This window comes from Parabacteroides sp. AF17-28, from assembly GCF_003479205.1.
GTDB classification, from domain to species: domain Bacteria; phylum Bacteroidota; class Bacteroidia; order Bacteroidales; family Tannerellaceae; genus Parabacteroides; species Parabacteroides acidifaciens.
Map to the genome: position 1 here is coordinate 146,965 of NZ_QUGV01000002.1, position 17,630 is coordinate 164,594.

17 protein-coding genes are annotated in these 17,630 nt (G+C 53.2%); 10 read left to right on the plus strand and 7 right to left on the minus strand.

The window, feature by feature from the left end; all coding sequences use genetic code 11:
- The first annotated feature begins 61 nt into the window (after positions 1-61).
- A complete protein-coding gene (locus DWW90_RS02020; protein ID WP_115498386.1) occupies positions 62-469 on the plus strand; it encodes a PaaI family thioesterase in 408 nt (135 codons plus the stop codon).
- Between the two features lie 49 nt (positions 470-518).
- Here DWW90_RS02020 and DWW90_RS02025 read toward each other — a convergent pair whose 3' ends face one another.
- Positions 519-2,942, minus strand: a complete 2,424-nt coding sequence (locus tag DWW90_RS02025) for an ABC transporter permease (RefSeq protein ID WP_122343808.1) — start codon at positions 2,940-2,942, stop codon at positions 519-521.
- A gap of 13 nt (positions 2,943-2,955) precedes the next feature.
- Complete coding sequence (locus tag DWW90_RS02030; protein WP_122343872.1) at positions 2,956-4,203, minus strand: efflux RND transporter periplasmic adaptor subunit; 1,248 nt, start codon at positions 4,201-4,203, stop codon at positions 2,956-2,958.
- Between the two features lie 527 nt (positions 4,204-4,730).
- Here DWW90_RS02030 and DWW90_RS02035 point away from each other — a divergent pair.
- Both DWW90_RS02035 and DWW90_RS02040 read left to right on the plus strand, forming a co-directional pair.
- Entirely contained in the window at positions 4,731-6,065 is a 1,335-nt protein-coding gene (locus DWW90_RS02035; protein ID WP_122343873.1) for a sigma-54 dependent transcriptional regulator, read from the plus strand.
- Positions 6,066-6,079: 14 nt separating this feature from the next.
- Positions 6,080-7,138 (plus strand): PAS domain-containing sensor histidine kinase, encoded by a 1,059-nt coding sequence (locus DWW90_RS02040; protein WP_122343809.1) that lies wholly within the window; start codon positions 6,080-6,082, stop codon positions 7,136-7,138.
- Position 7,139: 1 nt separating this feature from the next.
- Here the strand turns inward: DWW90_RS02040 and DWW90_RS02045 are convergent, their stop codons facing one another.
- Both DWW90_RS02045 and DWW90_RS02050 read right to left on the minus strand, forming a co-directional pair.
- Positions 7,140-8,036 (minus strand): DUF3108 domain-containing protein, encoded by an 897-nt coding sequence (locus DWW90_RS02045; protein WP_122343810.1) that lies wholly within the window; start codon positions 8,034-8,036, stop codon positions 7,140-7,142.
- On the minus strand, positions 7,975-9,888 hold the full coding sequence (locus DWW90_RS02050; protein WP_122333269.1) for an Ig-like domain-containing protein: 1,914 nt from the start codon (positions 9,886-9,888) through the stop codon (positions 7,975-7,977). Before DWW90_RS02050 ends, DWW90_RS02045 begins: the two co-directional genes overlap by 62 nt.
- A gap of 131 nt (positions 9,889-10,019) precedes the next feature.
- Between DWW90_RS02050 and DWW90_RS20480 the strand changes: the two genes are divergently transcribed.
- Positions 10,020-10,196: a hypothetical protein gene (locus DWW90_RS20480; protein WP_158582798.1), complete on the plus strand. Its 177-nt coding sequence runs from the start codon at positions 10,020-10,022 to the stop codon at positions 10,194-10,196.
- Positions 10,171-10,551 (plus strand): hypothetical protein, encoded by a 381-nt coding sequence (locus tag DWW90_RS02055; protein ID WP_122343811.1) that lies wholly within the window; start codon positions 10,171-10,173, stop codon positions 10,549-10,551. The genes DWW90_RS20480 and DWW90_RS02055 overlap by 26 nt, the downstream gene beginning before the upstream one ends.
- 272 nt (positions 10,552-10,823) lie before the next feature.
- Here DWW90_RS02055 and DWW90_RS02060 read toward each other — a convergent pair whose 3' ends face one another.
- Positions 10,824-12,398 (minus strand): beta-N-acetylhexosaminidase, encoded by a 1,575-nt coding sequence (locus DWW90_RS02060; RefSeq protein ID WP_122343812.1) that lies wholly within the window; start codon positions 12,396-12,398, stop codon positions 10,824-10,826.
- Between the two features lie 347 nt (positions 12,399-12,745).
- Here DWW90_RS02060 and DWW90_RS02070 point away from each other — a divergent pair, with 347 nt between their 5' ends.
- Both DWW90_RS02070 and DWW90_RS02075 read left to right on the plus strand, forming a co-directional pair.
- Positions 12,746-13,981 (plus strand): site-specific integrase, encoded by a 1,236-nt coding sequence (locus DWW90_RS02070; RefSeq protein ID WP_004291422.1) that lies wholly within the window; start codon positions 12,746-12,748, stop codon positions 13,979-13,981.
- Positions 13,982-13,992: 11 nt separating this feature from the next.
- Positions 13,993-14,355, plus strand: coding sequence for a hypothetical protein (locus tag DWW90_RS02075; protein WP_004291423.1), 363 nt, complete (start codon positions 13,993-13,995; stop codon positions 14,353-14,355).
- Positions 14,356-14,432: 77 nt separating this feature from the next.
- On the opposite strand, the gene DWW90_RS02080 is transcribed toward DWW90_RS02075, so the two are convergent.
- Together DWW90_RS02080 and DWW90_RS02085 are read right to left on the minus strand one after the other, a co-directional pair.
- The gene (locus DWW90_RS02080) at positions 14,433-14,738 is read right to left on the minus strand and encodes a helix-turn-helix domain-containing protein (protein WP_004291424.1); all 306 of its coding nucleotides are present in this window, start codon (positions 14,736-14,738) and stop codon (positions 14,433-14,435) included.
- A 31-nt stretch (positions 14,739-14,769) separates the two neighbouring features.
- Positions 14,770-15,069 (minus strand): helix-turn-helix domain-containing protein, encoded by a 300-nt coding sequence (locus tag DWW90_RS02085; RefSeq protein WP_004291426.1) that lies wholly within the window; start codon positions 15,067-15,069, stop codon positions 14,770-14,772.
- A 201-nt stretch (positions 15,070-15,270) separates the two neighbouring features.
- Between DWW90_RS02085 and DWW90_RS02095 the strand changes: the two genes are divergently transcribed.
- From DWW90_RS02095 to DWW90_RS02105, 3 genes are read left to right on the plus strand one after another with little or no spacing between them, the layout of a single operon-like run.
- Positions 15,271-15,633, plus strand: coding sequence for a helix-turn-helix domain-containing protein (locus DWW90_RS02095; protein WP_004304264.1), 363 nt, complete (start codon positions 15,271-15,273; stop codon positions 15,631-15,633).
- Between the two features lie 3 nt (positions 15,634-15,636).
- On the plus strand, positions 15,637-15,987 hold the full coding sequence (locus DWW90_RS02100) for a helix-turn-helix domain-containing protein (protein WP_004291454.1): 351 nt from the start codon (positions 15,637-15,639) through the stop codon (positions 15,985-15,987).
- Between the two features lie 20 nt (positions 15,988-16,007).
- Complete coding sequence (locus tag DWW90_RS02105) at positions 16,008-17,579, plus strand: DUF3945 domain-containing protein (RefSeq protein ID WP_004291455.1); 1,572 nt, start codon at positions 16,008-16,010, stop codon at positions 17,577-17,579.
- Positions 17,580-17,630 lie beyond the last annotated feature (51 nt).

The following is a 17,630-nucleotide window of genomic DNA, read 5'->3' on the forward strand; positions in this document are numbered from 1 at the left end:
CAGTTGGCTTCATCAACACATTGGCACATTAGCACATTGGCACATTAACACATTATTTACCATGACAATAAACGAATTTCTTCAAGGCGACAAGTTCGCCCTATTGGCCGGTGTAGAACTGTTGGAGACTGGTAATGGCTATGCGAAAGCCCGGATGGAAATAAAACCGGAACATCTGAACGGTGGCGGAGTATGCCAGGGCGGAGCGATCTTCACTCTTGCCGATCTTGCTTTTGCTGCCGCGACGAACAGCCATGCACGGCTGACGCTCTCGATCACTTCCAGCATCAACTTCTTCAAAGCCGAAAGCAAAGGCTTCCTCTACGCCGAAGCCCGCGAAGCCTTCAGCCACAAACGGCTTGCAAACTGCGAAGTACGCATCACCAACGAAGCCGGCGACCTCATCGCCACCTTCAACGGAACGGGTTACAGAAAGGATACGGAGTTGCCATTTGCGGCAATAGAGTAAAAATGTACGCTATTGCCGCCAGATAAGCAAATAGCGTACATTCTTTTATTTACTCGTAGCGCAAAGAGCGGGCGGGCTTGCTGAAGATGGTTTTGGCGGTTTGCCAGCCGATGGTCAATAAAGAGATCACACACAACAGAATCACCGGGACGACAAAGAACCAAGCCTTCCAATCCGTACGGAACGAATAATGGCTCAGCCAGCCGCTCATGATCAGCCACGAAAGCGGAAGGGCGATCACGATCGCAATGGCAATCAAGAGGAAGAACTCGCGTCCCAACTCATAGAACAGTTGCATATTGGAAGCGCCCAGGACCTTCCTTATCCCCATCTCCCGCGTACGGGTCGAACAGGAGAACATGACCAGCACGCCTAACCCCATGCAAGAGATAAAGATCGCCAATATCGCAAACAACGCCACGATCAGCCCGAACACCTCATCCTGCCGATATTGCTGGTCGAAGAACTGGTCGAGGAAGAAATAATCATAGCTGGAATCCGGGAAATAACGCTCCCACACGGCCCCCGTCTGCTTCACCAGATCGCGCGGACTACCGCTCTCCAGGACGACCGAGATATAACGCTGCTTCATCCAACTCAGCTTCTCATGCAAGGCGAACAAGATAGGCGTATAGTCCTTGTTCAGGGATTGCTGGTGGTAATCCTTCACCACCCCGATAATCTGCATCGGGCGGTCGACCGTCTCGACAGACAGCCGCTGTCCCAAAGCGGCATCCGGCGAGTCAAAGCCTAACGTGCGGACCGCCGATTCGTTCAGGACAATATTATAGACATCTCCCCCGTAATCCTCCGAGAAACCCCGTCCGGCCACAAACTTCAGGCCATAAGCATTCAGGAAATACTCGTCGCAGCTCAACATCTCTAACAGGCGCGTCTGCTTCGTCACATCGCTCTCGCGGACGATGGAAAGGAAATCCGCCACCTCCGTCCCGGGCACCGCGCCGGAAACCGTAACCGCCTTCACGGAAGGCAATAAGGCGACCTCCTTTTTGAACGCCTGTAGCTTCATCGCTAACTCCTCGCATTGCGCCGGGAATTTAAGGACAAGCGTCTGATTCACGCGCACGCCTAAAGAGGCGTTCCGCATATATCGCAATTGCGCATAGACGATCAGCGTCCCGCAAAGCAAGACTAAGGAAGCCGTATATTGCAACACGACCAGCACTTTGCGGGTGATAGCCGCACCCCGCGTATGCGTGAATTTCCCTTTCAGCAGGCGCATCGGCTTCACCCCCGACAGCACCGTCGCCGGATAAAAACCCGACAGAAACACCCCAATCGCAAAGATCAGCAACAAATATCCCCCCAACGGCGTCGTAAACCAAACGGAGAAACTCAAAGCGCGTCCCGTCAGATGGTTGAAAGCCGGCATCAACGCCTCCATCAATCCCGCCGCTAAGACGAAAGCAATCCCGTTCGTCAGTAGCGATTCAAACAGGAACTGGCCGATGATCTGCCTGCGGCTCGCCCCCGAAGCGCGGCGTATCCCGATCTCCCTGGCGCGCTCCATCGAGCGGGCAACCGTCATATTGATATAATTGATCCAGGCGATGCAAAGGATGGCAAGCGCCGTGCAGATCAGTACCCAAATGGAAGAACGGTTTCCCTTCACCTCCGGCTCGTAGGCCTTCTGGGGGTTCAGGTGGATGTCGCGAAGGTTGACCAGCTGGATCGCCCAAGTCTTGTTCTTCAGCGCCTCTTCCGTCTTATATTTCTCCGCCATGGCGGGAAATTCCTGCTCCACCTGCTCTTTCTTCCCGGCGGACTTCAGCAAGACATAGGAATAGACCTCGTGCCGGTACCAATAGTCATCCAGCCACTTCGGAAGCGTCTTGTAAGAAATCAGGAGATTATAGCGGATATGCGTGTTCACCGGCATATCTTCCATGATGCCCGTCACCTCGCAAGCCTCCTCCCCGATGTTGCTACGGAAGATCAGTATCTTCCCGATCGGGTTCTTTCCCTTGAAATATTTCCGGGCGATGCGTTCGGTAATCACCACCTTGTTCGGCCCGTCCAGGCAGGTGTTCCTGTCCCCTTTCAGCAGCTTGAAGTCGAAGAAATTGAAGAAGTTAGCCTCCGCATATCCGATGCCGGTCTCCCGGTACAGCAGCTCGTTATATTTCACCACCTGCTCGGGGAAGTACTGGCTGCCGACACGGGTGTAATCTTCCACGGCGCTCAGGTTCTGCTTCATCGCCGGAGCATATCCGGAGGAAGAAGAAGCCCAGTCGTCCGTCAGCTCCCCGTTCTCGTAGAAACGCGCCTCGACGCGGAAGATGCGCTCCTGCCGGCTGTGCATATCGTCGTAGCTATACTCGAAAGCCACATAGGTCAGGATCAGCAGGGCGGCCGCCATACCGATCGCCAGCCCCGCTATATTGATGGCGCTGAATCCTTTCTTCTTCGCCAGGCTGCGCCGAGCACTGTTCCAATAGTTTGATACTACCATATTCGCAAATATATCATTTTAGTATTAGTTTCTCGTTATCCCCAAACAAGTCATAGCCGGAAATAATCACCCGCTCGCCCGGTTGCAGCCCTTCCACCACCTCATAATATTGCGGGTTCTGGCGGCCGATGCGGACAGGGCGGCGGCAGGCCGTCTTGCCTTCCTCGTCGACCACATACATATACTCGCCGCCGCTTGCCTGGTAGAAACTGCCGCGGGGGACGATCACCGCCTGCACCGGGTCGCCCAGTTGCAGGTTCAGGTGATAGGTTTGTCCGGCACGGATATTCTCCGGCCGGCCGGAGACAAAATGCAGGTCGGTACGAAACTGCCCCTCACGCACTTCCGGGTAGACTTTCGTGACCGTCATATCATACGTCCTGCCCTCGCGTTCGAAGTTGGCGGGAAGGCCGGGCAGGATGCGCTCCACGTAATGCTCGTCGATCTTCGCCTCGACCTTCAGTTCGGGCGTGATGACCTGTCCGATCCGCTCCCCTTGGGCGATAGACTGCCCGATCTGGGCTTCGAGGTTGCCCAACTGTCCGTCCACGGGCGCTTTCACCTTCAGGTTCTCCAAGCGTTCTCGCACCAAGGCGAGGCTCTTCTTCATATTCCGGATGTTCTCATCCAGGCTCTTCAGCTGGCTGCTGCGGAAAAGGGCGTCCTGTTCGATCCGTTCGTCCACGACGGCGAGCTGTCCGCGGGCGGTCTCGTAGTCTTCACGCGCCTGCAGGAACTCTTCGCGGGCGATGAGGCCCTCCTCGCACAGTCGCCCGTACTGTTTGAACCGGCGTTCCTTCCGCGTCAGTTCCTTGCTCAGTTCGATGCGCTCCTGCTTCAGCCGGAGGTGTTCCTGTTCCATGCTGAGGCGTGTGTTACGAAGCTCGTTCTCCTGGTAGGCCAGGTCTGCTTCGCTTTGCAGGATGCCGATATTCAGGAGCGGATTACTGAGGCGCAGGATGATGTCGCCCGCCTTTACCTGCGCCCCTTCTTCGATGAGGCGTTCCTCCACACGGCCGCCTTCAATCGCGTCGAGATAGATGATACGGTCCGGCAAGACCTGCCCGATAACGCGGATATAATCGTTAAACTCACCCTTCTGCACGGTGGCAACCGTGAGGCGTTCCTTGTCCACCGTCAACGAAGAGGAGGTGTCGCGAAAGATGAACCAGAGCAGGCAAAGCAGTACGAAACTCCCTCCTGCAACGGCATATATATGTTTCTTCTTAAAGCGGGACTTGCGCTCGATGCGGATGTCCATATTACTGTCTGTCATCATACAAGAAAGGATGCAAACGGCGTGCCAGAAACGTAGCGCACGGATAATCAGCAGGATAAGAGAGAACCTTCCCGCTAACCGTCCAAAATTTTGACACCCATCCGTCCAACTATTTGACACTGCCCGTCTCTTGCTCCCTGCCTGTCTGCCCGGCACCGCCTGCCGTCCTGTTTTCAACAATGTCCCATGAAAAAGCAGAAGAACAGGCACCTGATTCCCACAAACGCCGTCGCAGTTCTTGTCCGACCTGGGTCGGACAGCTGTTCGACGAGGGTGGGACAGCTGTCCGACGGAGGTCAAACAACTGTTCGACCCGGGTCGAACAAGGATTGCATGGGACACGATTCCTTTTAGATGGGAACAAAACCATTATTTCCTCCCATGTAACTGAAATCAAGACGGCAGCTGGCGGCGGCCAACCGCAGAATAATCCCCTGAAAGTGTCAAATATTTTGACGCTTGCTTGCAAGGTATTCCGGAAGCGGATAACTTTACAGGAAAAAGAGACTATGCAAGCCGGAACAATCCTGATAGTAGACGACAACAAGAGCGTGCTGACCTCCCTCGAACTGCTCCTGGAAGACGAGTTCGAGCAGGTGGAGACTGCCTCGAACCCAAACAGCATCCTGTCGGTTCTGGACAGCAGGCCGGTCGACCTTGTCTTGTTGGATATGAACTTCTCCGCCGGCGTCAATACCGGTAACGAAGGGCTTTTCTGGCTTCGCCGGATACAGGAGATCGCACCGGGGCTGCCCGTCATCATGCTGACCGCCTACGGAGACGTCGAACTGGCGGTAAAGGCGTTGAAAAGCGGGGCTGCCGATTTCGTGCTCAAGCCCTGGGACAATGACAACCTGCTGGAAAAGATACGCGCCGCCCTGCAGGGACGGCAGTCCGGACAACCGCTGCCGCCTCCGAAGCGGCCGAGCGAACCGGCGATGATTATCGGCCATTCCCCGGTCATGATGAAGCTCATCAAGGTCGTGACCAAAGTAGCCAAGACAGATGCAAACGTCCTGATCACCGGCGAGAACGGAACGGGGAAAGAGATGTTGGCACGCGAGATACACCGCCTCTCGCTCCGCAGCCGCCACGAAATGGTCCATGTGGATATGGGAGCCGTCAGCGAATCGCTGTTCGAAAGCGAACTGTTCGGGCATGAGCGGGGCGCATTCACCGACGCACGGGAAAGCCGGGCGGGCAAGTTCGAAGCGGCACACGGGAGCACGCTCTTCCTCGACGAGATCGGAAACCTGCCGTTGGGATTGCAGGCCAAGCTGTTAGCTGCCTTGCAGAACCGCGAGATCACCCGACTGGGGAGCAACCGGAAGATTCCGGTCGACATCCGCCTGATCGCCGCCACGAACCGGAACTTGCCGGAAATGGTCGCGCACTCGCTCTTCCGCGAAGACCTGTTCTACCGCATCAACACGATACAGATCGAAATCCCGCCTCTGCGCAACCGGCGGGAGGACATCTCGCTTTTCGCCGACTATTTCCTGAAGAAATACACCGCCCTTTATAAACGGACGGGGATCAGCCTGCATCCGCAAGCGGTGGAGAAGTTGACGAACTACGACTGGCCGGGCAATATCCGCGAGCTGCAACATACGATCGAGAAGGCGGTGATCCTGGCCGAAAAGAATGTGATACGCGCTTCCGACCTCTTCATCCGTCCCGGCAAGGCGGTTTCCTTCAGCGAGGCGCCTAATCTCGGCGAAGTGGAACGGCAGGCGATCCTGGCCGCCATCACCCAAAACGAGGGGAATCTGACAGCCGCCGCCGAACAGTTGGGGGTGAGCCGGCAGACGCTATATAATAAGATGAAACGCTTCAACCTCTGATCCCCCCGACCGATATGTTCAGCATCCGCCTTTACATACGTATTTTGTTGCAAGTGGTTGCCATCGTCGTGGTGGCCGGGTTGGGCGCGGCAGGCATTGTGACGGGGCGGGCGGTCATACTCGGCGTCGTGGCGCTCTTCATCGCTGCCTGGATGATCAGCTATCTCGTCTACTATCTCAATGTTTACAACCGGAGGATACAACTCTTCCTGGATGCGATAGAAGACAACGAGTCCATGCTCTACTTCCCCGAAAACATCGGCAGCCGCGAACAACGCCGCCTGCACGCCGCTTTCAACCGCATACACAGGCTGATGACCGAGAACAAACGGAAGGAGTTCGACCGCGAACTGCACCGGAAGGAATATGAATCGTGGGACAGGCTGATGCGCGTCCTGACGCACGAGATTATGAACTCTATCGCTCCGATCGTCTCGCTTTCCGGCACGCTCCTCTCCTATTTCCGGACAAAAGAATCCGTCAAAAGCAGCGAGGAGATCACCGACACGACGGTCCGCAAGACCGTCCGCGGACTCGACACGATCAAGAGCCAGGGGGAAAGCCTGATACATTTCACCGAGTCGTACCGGCAATTCGCCCACCTGAAGAAACCGGAACCCAAACCGTTCTCCCTCACCCGCCTGCTCCAAAACCTGCAAACCCTGCACCAACCGGATATGCAACGGCAACAGATCCGCTTCTCCCTCGACCTTTTCCAGCCGGAGATAACGGTTTATGCGGATGAAGAACAGCTTTCACAGGTCTTGATCAACCTGCTGAAGAACGCCATGCAAGCCCTCGAAGGACAGGAAGACGGACATATCCGCATCCAGGTAAAGCAGCAAAAGAACGAGTTGGAAATACGGGTGACGAACAACGGGCCGGGCATCCCCTCGGACCTGCAGGACGACATCTTCGTCCCCTTCTTCACGACCAAAGCAACGGGAAGCGGCATCGGCCTCAGCCTCTCCCGCCAGATCGTACGGATGCATGGCGGAGAACTGTCCGTCGTCTCGCAACCTTACGCGGAAACGTGTTTCACGATTGCTTTACCCGCAAAGCCACGCGGGTAACTCAATATTGTTCCCTTCTCTTTATCTCTACCCGCGAAGTCAACGGATAGCGCAAGCCTTTGGAGGACTTGTAGTAGACCTCGGCGGCACCGATCTTCAGCTTGGCGCGTATCTTGATCGGGATATGGTTCTCGTCGTCGCCAACCCAGATTTCGGCAGCTTCCTTGCTCTGGGTAAAGGCATCGTCGTAGATGTCGATGTAGAAATGGCGGGTACGGTATTTCAGTGTCTCGGTCCGCTCGACAATCTGCTGTCCGGTGTAACGGAAACTGATGTTGATGCGGTCCCGGCCGATCGCCACCTGGAAGGGGAAAGTGTCGCCCGTCTTCATCGTATGCCAGTCTAAGGAGCGCAGGAACATCGTCGCGCCCAGCATATCGAACATATAAGGGTCTTCCGAAACCAGCATCGTGTCGATCTTCGTGCGGGAAGGCGTATAGCGGTGGGAATGGGCGAATATCTTTTTGTTGTCGTACGAGAAACGAATATCGTCGATCAGGTAATAGTCATTCTCGTTCACGCGTTTCTCACTGCGGAGCAGCAGCATATCGGAAGAGAAATGGCAATCGAGCGTGTCACGCATCTTGTAGAGTTTCTCGATAATACCGGACGTAGCGAAGAGAAGGCGGTAGTGGTAGGAAGGCTTTCCTTCATATTCCGCATCCTGGATGGAAAGAGTGGCATGGCCTGCACGGGGCATCAGGAGTCCCCACTTGAAGTACAGCTCATACTGCACCTTCTCTCCGGGACTGAACCGTTCCCTGACAGGAATCGTCTGCGCTTCCGTCACGGCGGCAAACAACAAAAGCAAAAGTACCAGCCACAGGCAGGCTACTTTAGAACGGCATTCCCATATTGCCGCCGCTATTATTCCTTGACGATGATTGTTGACTTTCATCTTTGTAGTTTCTTTTCTTCTTGGTTACTTCTTTAGGCTTATTCTTCGTTATCTCAAGAGGTTTCTGCTTGGCTAACGGGGTCGAGGTGACATTCCAGGTCTCTTCCACCTGCCAGTTCTGCATGATCTCGTACATCTTGGGTGAATAATACACCTTCTCGGGTTGCCGCTTTTCGGCATAATTACCGGTATCCCAGACACCATTATCATTTGTGTCGATGATGATGCGGGCATAATATTTATCGGGCTTCAGGTCCATAAAGAGGACGCCGCCGTCTTTTACTTTCGCCTTGCGGACCGGGGCATCTCCCGAACTCAGCAACTCGACAAAAGCGGTTGTGTCCACACCGACGATATTGAGATAGAAATGGCCGTACTCATCTTCCTTCTTGATCTTAAACTCGCTGGTGAAGAAGTTGTTCCATTTGCCGTAAAGGCTGGTGATAGCAGCCGAATCCACTTCTATGCGATATTCCTCCCCGTACTTCCAGGGACGTTTGATAAAGAAGTTCAGGCTGTTCGTCGTATCGGGGAAGAACTCGAAATCGACGGCATTCCAAACGGTATCGACCTTCTGGTCGAGGAAGAACATATCTTCGTTGATATCCAGCACCGGTTCGGAGAACGTAACGGATATCGTGTCGAACAGGTTCATCGAGCCGGAAGCGTTCACCTGCATTCCGAGGAAATCGATCGGTTCGGGCTCGTCTTTCTTCTTCTTTTTCTTTTCCGCCGGGCGGCGACGCATGACTACTTGCACGGTGTCGGTCTGCGGACGGAGGATATTCAGGGAATCGCTTTTCGGATAAGAGACCTGCACCTGCAGCGTGTCTTGCTTCCAGACAGTCGAATCGGCCAGCCAATAGTTGACAGCCAAGCCGCCTTCCGTCTGCTGGACGAAATACCAGGCGCTGTCTTCCGGAGTAAAGTTGATGGGGACGGGCACCGGAACGGTGTCCAACTTCGAGTTGAAGCGGAGCGTGAAGTATTTCTCGTCCGGACGTTCCGGTTTCACCATATACTGGCGCTCAAACTTCTCCTTAAAGAGGCGGAGTTCGATGTTGTCCGGCATGAAGCGGGTATAGCCGACCGTACGGATCGTATCGATCGTCAGACTGTCCTTCCAGGCGGTATCCTGCCGCGAGGTCAGCTCAAAGGTAGGAACGATAACGGAGTCTAAAAAGGCGATATCTTCGCCCGGCTGGTCGAACTTATAGTCACGGTTGACATCGTTCAGGGCAAAGATATGATACGTGCCGGGGGCGATATTGCGAATCGTGAACTGCCCCTTGTCGTTCGTGCGTGACGTGCGGTCGAAAGGCAATTTGACAAAGGCCGAATCTTCGAGGTTGCTATGCAGACCGATCGTAATACCGGGCATCGGCTCGAGATTTTCCGCGTTCAGAAGCACGCCGGATACTTCGAGCGTGTCGATCACATCACCGGTGGAAAAGGCGAAAGAGAAGTTCTCGTAAACGTTCTTCTCGTTGTTGTCGGCGATAGAGTTCGTGAAGTCGATCGTATAAGTGGTGTTCTCCTTCAGCGTATCTTTCAGTTCAATCACCGCCTTCTTACCCGCAGAACGGATGATCGGCAACTCCATCTGGGGAGGCGTGATAATCACGTTTTCCGAAGGTTTGTCTATTTGTATCAGTTCGTCGAACAGGATCTCGATCTTCTTTCCCTTGTAATTGACCTGGTTCGGAACAGGCGTGCTGCTCACGAACTTAGGCGGGTCCTCGTCGTAAGGCCCCCCGTTCGGACTGCCGATATTGGCACACGAATAGATGACAACCAGCAACAGCATTCCATACAACAAGCGGAATGAATTTCGTATATATTTATTATCCATTTATGTCTATTTCAAATGCATTTGACAAACACGCGCAAAAATAGGGAAAAATCCGGTGAAAATTAGCGATATATAGAGTTATTAATCTATCTTTGCATCTATAAGATACAAAATCAACAACATATTAAGATATGCAGAACACAACAACATACCAAAACGAACATCCCGTCCAGGCCTTATCAAGAGAGGAACGCCTAAAACTCGAATTCGAGAGGGACTGGGAAAACGGACTGACTGTAGAAGAGTTCCGTAAACTAATGAAAGAAGAGATAAGAAAACGCTATGCAAAATATAAACCGGCGAAATAATGTCCTGATTCCTGTTAGCATAAAAGAATACTTGCTGGATTTAACTGACACATTACTTGAAAAAGACTATTATTCTAATGTAGAATATGCAGATATGCTTGTAGACGATATACTTGATTTCGTCTATACAATACCTGAAATTCCCCATTACAGACTTTCACCCATTACCCAAAAACGTTTTAACCGTTATGGCAAAGACTTGTATTATGTATTCTTCCGGCGCAAAACCAGCAAGCATACCACCTGGTATATATTCTTTTCCCGCCGAGATGACCGGTATATTATCCGATATATAACGAACAACCACAAAGACGGTAAATACATCCGGAACGATTTTGACGAAACGGAAGAATAACGGACATCATATTTGCTAATATGTCTATTTTCAGTTGCAAAATCGTTTTCTGATCATCGACAAATAAAGATGTTTACCACATCGGAGCATCTTTAAAGTACTTAGGGAAGAAATGGTTTGTCTTATACATTTTAGTCAGCTGAAGAGACGGCAAAAGAGAACCTACGGCATAGGGGACTTTCAGTTGTCGCAAGATTTGCGACAACTGAAAGCTTACACAATTGGATATATAATGAACCTGTAAAAATTCCTTACAAGTTCACCAACATACCTTACCCATTCTTCAACTCATCCTCCTTATCCGGTGCACCGGGTTCGGGAGTGGTGTCGGGGGCGAAGGGGTTGAAATAGTAGATGCCTTTGGTATCGAGGTATTGCAGGAAGTACGGGAGCTTCTGCATGAAGAGGCTGCATTCCTTTGACTTGGCCGGGGTCCAAGCGGATTCGGCTACGGCTACCAGACGGGGGAAAGTCATAAAGTCCAGACGCTTGGCATCGGCTACACGTTCAGTCCAGAGGGAGAACTGGAGGCCCATCAACTGGTCTTCGTAATCGCGTGTCAGGTGGATAATGGTTTCCGGGAAACGGCAGATATCCTCGACCGTGTTGTAGCCGCCCCATACACGGCCCACCTTATGAGCGCCATACTGGATGAAGTCGGCATAGAACGGACGGCGCGGAGTCATAATCACACGGTAGCCGTTTTCGAGAGCTTTCACTAACTGGTGTTTGCGGTCATGGCGCCACCACATGATAACGGCTTTGTCAGGTGAAACACCGGCATCTATCATTTCATCCCAACCGATCATTGTCTTGCCTTTGGAGGCTACGATATCGGCGGCACGGCGGATAAAGTAATGTTCCAGGCCGACCTCGTTACCTAAGTTCTTATCTTTGATGAACTGCTGGATCTCGGGATCGGTGAACCAGCTCTGGTTGCCGTAATGGACTTCGTCACCTCCGATATGGATATAGGGAGACGGGAAAAGAGCTACGATCTCGTCGAGTACGTTACTGATAAACTCAAACGTTTCATCCTTGCAGGGATGGAAAGTAAAGCCATTCCATTTACCTTCACCGCCGCCCGATATTTCGGGATAAGCGCGGCTGACGGATGTGGCATGTCCCGGCATATCGAATTCGGGAACTACCATAATCTGGCGGTCGGCGGCATAGGCCACAATTTCTTTGATCTCGTCCTGGGTGTAGAACTGTGCCGGAGCTTTCGGATCATGCCAGTTGCCGATAGCGCCTACGCTGGTCAGCTTCGGGTAACGTTTGATCTCGATACGCCAGCCCGGTTCGTCGGTCAGATGCCAGTGGAAGACGTTCAGACGGAGAGACGCCATGATGTCCAGATATTGTTTTACTTTCTCTTTTCCGAAGAAGTGGCGGCTTTCGTCGAGCATGAAACCGCGCCAGCCGTAACGCGGCTGATCCTGTATCTTACAGGCGCGTACGCTGCCTTTACCGAAACGGGAGAGTTGCAACAGGGCTTCCTTGGCATAGAACAGTCCGGATTCGGAAGAGGCTTGCAACAGGATACTGCCGGGTTCGACAACGAGCGTATAGGCTTCATCGGCCATCTTCTGATCCGGGATCAGCTCCAGACGGATCGTCCCATTAGCGGGCGATGATTGCATACCGGCGTCTTTCAACTCGGCCGGCAGGGCGGCAGCCAATTTATCGGCGTATCCGCCATTTCCTTGTATTTGGATATTCTTTCCAATGGTGAACGAACCTTTGCCGTTCTGTACCTTTGCCGGCGTCGGGAACAAAGGTTGTTGTGCCATCGCAGGCAACACAAATAGAAGTAGTAATGTGCTTAAATAAATTAGTTTTCTCATGGCTTGTAATATTATTGGGCAAAGTTACTACAAAAAAGTGAAATGCGGAAAGATATAGTGATAGAATTGAGTTACAAGGGTTTTGGTTGAAGTGGCGATAATCCGTGAAGCCATTACAATCCCTGCCGAAGCCAAATCCTGACGCCGCTACGTTACTTGTTCGTAACCATGCCCGAAAATGCGACAAACGGGTACGAATAGCGAAACAAGGCTCTAAGGAATAGTGAGTTATCCATAACTCATGCGAAAAATCAGGTTACGGAAAAAGATTGCGCCGTTCCTCCCCGTTTTGCGTACCAACACCGGACTCTTCACCAACTAATTTTGAAACCCAAAAATTAAGGACAATGAAGAGTACATTTTCAGTAATCTACTACCTCAAGCGTCAGGTAGTGAAAAAGGACGGGACAGTTCCCGTCATGGGACGCATCACGGTGGACGGCAGCCAGACACAGTTCAGCTGCAAACTGACTGTCGATCCGAAACTGTGGGACACCAAAGGTGGACGTGTCACGGGCAGAAGCACGGCGGCACTCGAAACGAACCGTATGCTTGACAAGATGCGGGTACGCATCAACAGGCATTATCAGGAAATCATGGAGCGTGACAACTTCGTCACGGCGGAGAAGGTGAAGAACGCCTTTCTCGGACTGGAACACCGCTACCACACGCTGATGCAGGTGTTCCGCCAGCACAACGAGGACTACGAGAAGCAGGTGGAGGCAGGCATGAAAGCCAAAGGCACGCTGCTGAAGTACCGCACCGTTTACAAGCACATGCAAGAGTTCCTCGACATCCGCTACCATGTGAAGGACATCGCCCTAAAAGAGCTTACCCCGGCTTTCATCTCCGACTTCGAGATGTTCCTGCGCACGGACAAGCACTGCTGCACCAATACCGTGTGGCTGTACGTCTGCCCGTTACGGACGATGGTATTCATCGCCATCAACAACGAGTGGCTGACGCGCGACCCGTTCCGCGAGTATGAAATCAAGAAGGAGGAAACAACACGCAGTTTCCTGACCAAAGATGAGATCCGCCTGCTGATGGAGGGGAAACTGAAAAACGCCAAACAGGAATTGTACCGCGACCTCTACCTGTTCTGCGCCTTCACGGGGCTGTCGTTCGCGGATATGCGCAACCTTACGGAAGAGAATATCCGCACCTACTTCGACGAACACGAGTGGATAAACATCAACCGCCAGAAAACGGGCGTGGTGTCCAACATCCGCCTGCTCGACATCGCCAACCGCATAATCGGCAAATACCGGGGACTGTGCGGGGACGGCAGGATATTTCCCGTTCCGCATTATAACACGTGCCTTGCCGGTATCCGTGCCGTCGCCAAGCGTTGCGGCATCACCAAGCATATCACGTGGCATCAGAGCCGCCACACGGCAGCCACGACGATATTCCTCTCCAACGGTGTTCCCATCGAAACGGTCAGCTCCATGCTCGGACACAAGAGCATAAAGACGACGCAGATTTACGCAAAGATAACCAAAGAGAAGCTCAATCAGGACATGGAGAACCTTGCCGCAAGATTGAACGGCGTCGAGGAATTTGCAGGTTGCACCATCTAAAAAGAAAAGCCATGAAACGTGACACAATCATCATCGAGGACAAGGCAGTCAGCGTAACCGGTAACGACGTGTGGATGACCGCCACCGAAATAGCCGGATTGTTCCATACGACCGTCCCGGCAGTGAACGCCGCCATCAGAGCCGTCCGCAAGTCGGACGTGCTGAACGACTACGAGGTGTGCCGCTACATGCAGCTTGAAAACGGGCTGCACGCGGACGTGTACGCCCTTGAAATCATCATCCCGGTCGCTTTCAGGGTGAATACCTACAACACCCACCTGTTCCGCACATGGCTGGTGGGAAAGGCACTCTCACAAGAGAAACGGCAGACATACGTGATGTTCATACAGAACGGAAAAGCCGGGTATTGCTGATTGCACATACCCCATAAGACAAGTAAACGGGTAGCACCACAAAAGGTGTCACCCGTTTACTTTTTCATGAAACCGCCTCACTCCAGCGGCTTGCGGTAGTTCGCTTCCAGTACCCCGCGCAGCCCCGTTTCCGGGTAAAGCACCTTCCCTCCCAAAAGTATGAAGGGCAACACGCGGTTGTTGCGGTATTCCTGCAAGGTGCGCCGGCTCACACGGAGCAGTTCCGACACCTCGCCGTCCGTCAGGTAACGTTCCCCGTCCAGCGGAGGACGGTAGCTTTCCAGAAATGCGGACAGCCATTTCGAGCCTTTGCGCATATCCTGCACCACAGAGGCTATCGGCTCGTCTTCCATCGTAAAAACATCGTTGTTCTCGTTCATCATAACTTCGGATTCAGTGGGTGAATAAATCAAATCATCTGCCGTGCGGATAGAGCGTGCCGACAAGCGGTATCAGCCGCTTCACCTCCTCTGGCTTGTAATAGAACCTGCGGTTTATCTGCGAGTAGCCGATAAGCCGCCTGTCACGCAGCGTCTGCAACGTGCGCGGGCTTATTCTCAACTGCCCGCAGACCTCCTCGCCCGTGAGCCATCTTTCCATGCGCCCCGTGTCGCTTTTGCGCCTCAGGGCGGCGACCTTCTCCGAGAGTGCGCCGAATGCCGCCACCATCATCTCGAAAGTCTTTTTCTCGATAGATACTATTTCCATATTCATGTCATTTAGAGTTTGCCGCAAAGGTAACGAAACGGCATACAAGACGTATCGTTTTCCGCTGAAAGGCTGCCTGTTGCGCCGTTTGACCGGGTTACGGAGCCATCTTCCGCAAAAATCTTACGTGAGTCACGTAGTGAGTTGTTAAAGCCCCTTTTGTTTATTGCCGAATTTTGTCGCAGAAACAAAAAGAAAGGACTGAACATGAAAGTGATAACAATGGAAAGTTCCGCCTACAAGGAGATGATGGCGCAGATTGCGAACATCGCAGGGTACATCCGCGAGGCAAGGGACGAGAAGAAACGGAAGCGGGAAACCGAAGACAAGCTGCTTGACACGGCACAGGCGGCGAAGATGCTCAACGTGAGCAAGCGCACCATGCAGCGTATGCGCACCGACCACCGTATCGAGTATGTGGTGGTACGCGGAAGCTGCCGCTACCGCCTTTCCGAGATACTGCGGCTATTGGAGGACAACACAGTAAGGAACGAGGAAGGGACAATAGACACCCTGTTCCACAACCACACGCTGCGCACGGGCGGCAAACCAAAAGGAAGGAGGACATAGGTCATGGAACTGCTCACACGAAACAACTTCGAGGGCTGGATGCAGAAGCTGATGGAACGGCTCGACCGTCAGGACGAACTGCTGCTGGCGATGAAGGCTGAGGGGAAACAGCCCACTATCACGGAAAGCATCCGCCTTTTCGACAATCAGGATTTGTGCATGTTGCTCCAGATAAGCAAACGCACCCTCCAACGCTACCGCAGCGTAGGCGCATTGCCCTACAAGACGCTGGGCAAGAAGACCTATTACAGCGAGGAGGACGTGCTGACATTCCTTTCCAACCATATCAAGGACTTCAAAAAGGAAGATATAGCCTTCTACAAGGCTCGTATCCATAATTTCTTTCATAAATAACCCATTAAAACATTTTTCAGATGGCAAAGAAAAAAGACGAAAAGGACGTGCTGGTAGTCCGTGACGAGAAGACAGGCGAGATCAGCGTGGTAGCCGGGCTGAACGCGGACGGCACACCCAAGCGCACCCCCGCAAAAGCGGAGAACGCGCAGAGTTTCCTGCAATTCGACCGACATGGCGACGTGCTGGACAACTTCTTCAAGAACTTCTTCCGGCAGTGCAAGGAACCCAGCCGCTTCGGTTTCTACCGCATTGCGGCAGACCAAGCTGAAAATCTCTTAGAGGTGATGAAGCAACTGCTGAAAGACCCCGAAGCGAACAAGGAGCTGCTCGCCCCTCACAAGGTGGACACCTCCGACTATGAGAAGAAGGTGCAGGAAGAGATGGCAGCACAACAGACAGAGAAACAAGAACCTCAAAAACAGGAGAACATGGAACAACGGAAAGAACAGCAACAGGACAAATCCGAACAGATGCAGGGCAAACGTGGCTACCAGCCCATCGACGAGAGTAAAATCAACTGGCAGGAGCTGGAGGACAGATGGGGCGTAAAGCGGGACAACCTTGAAAAGTCCGGCGACCTTACGAAGATGCTCAACTATGGCAAGTCCGACTTGGTAAAGGTCAAACCGACCTTCGGCGGCGAATCATTCGAGCTGGACGCCCGCCTCTCCTTCAAGAAGGACGGTGAGGGAAACATCAGCCTCGTGCCGCACTTCATCCGCAAGGAGCAGAAGCTGGATGAGTACAAGGAACACAAATTCTCCGACAATGACCGGAAGAACCTCCGCGAAACGGGCAATCTCGGTAGGGTCGTGGACATTGTGGACAGGGAAACGGGCGAGATCATCCCCTCCTACATCAGCATCGACCGCAAGACGAATGAAATCACGGACATTCCGGCAAGCAGGGTGCGCATCCCGGAGCGCATCGGCAAGACGGAAATCACCACGCAGGAGCGGGACATGCTCCGCGCCGGACTGCCCGTACGCGACAAGCTCATCGAGCGCAACGACGGCAGAAAGTTCGTCACCACCCTGCAAGTGAACGTGGAGCAGCGCGGCGTGGAGTTCGTGCCGGGAACCGGCAAGTCGCCCCGTACCGCACAGACACAGGAAACCAAAGGCGACACATCGAAAAGTCAGGCGCAGGGCGGGGAAAATGCCGCACAGACCAAGAAGGAGCAACGCCGCAACACGTGGACGAACGAGGACGGCAGCATCCGCCCCATCAGCAAATGGAGCGGCGTGAGCTTCACCGACCAGCAGAAAGCCGACTATGTGGCGGGTAAAGCCGTGAAGCTGGAGAACGTGACCGACAAGCAGGGCTTCCATGCCACGATGTATATCAAGTTCAACCCGGAGAAGGGACGCCCGTACCGCTACGACACGAACCCTGACAATGCACAGCAGGTTGCTCCGTCCAACGAGAGCCGCACGCAGGTGGCGGTGAACAACGATGGCAAGACCAACGAGGCTACAAAGAATCTGAGAGAGCCGTTGCAGAAAGGTCAGACCAACCCGAAGGACGCCCGCCAGCAACAGCAGCAGGAGAAGCCGCAGAAGAAAACGGGCAAGGGCATGAAAATGTAATCCCGTGTCCGCCACTGAATCCAAAATAAAATCCAAAGTATCAACAAAAAA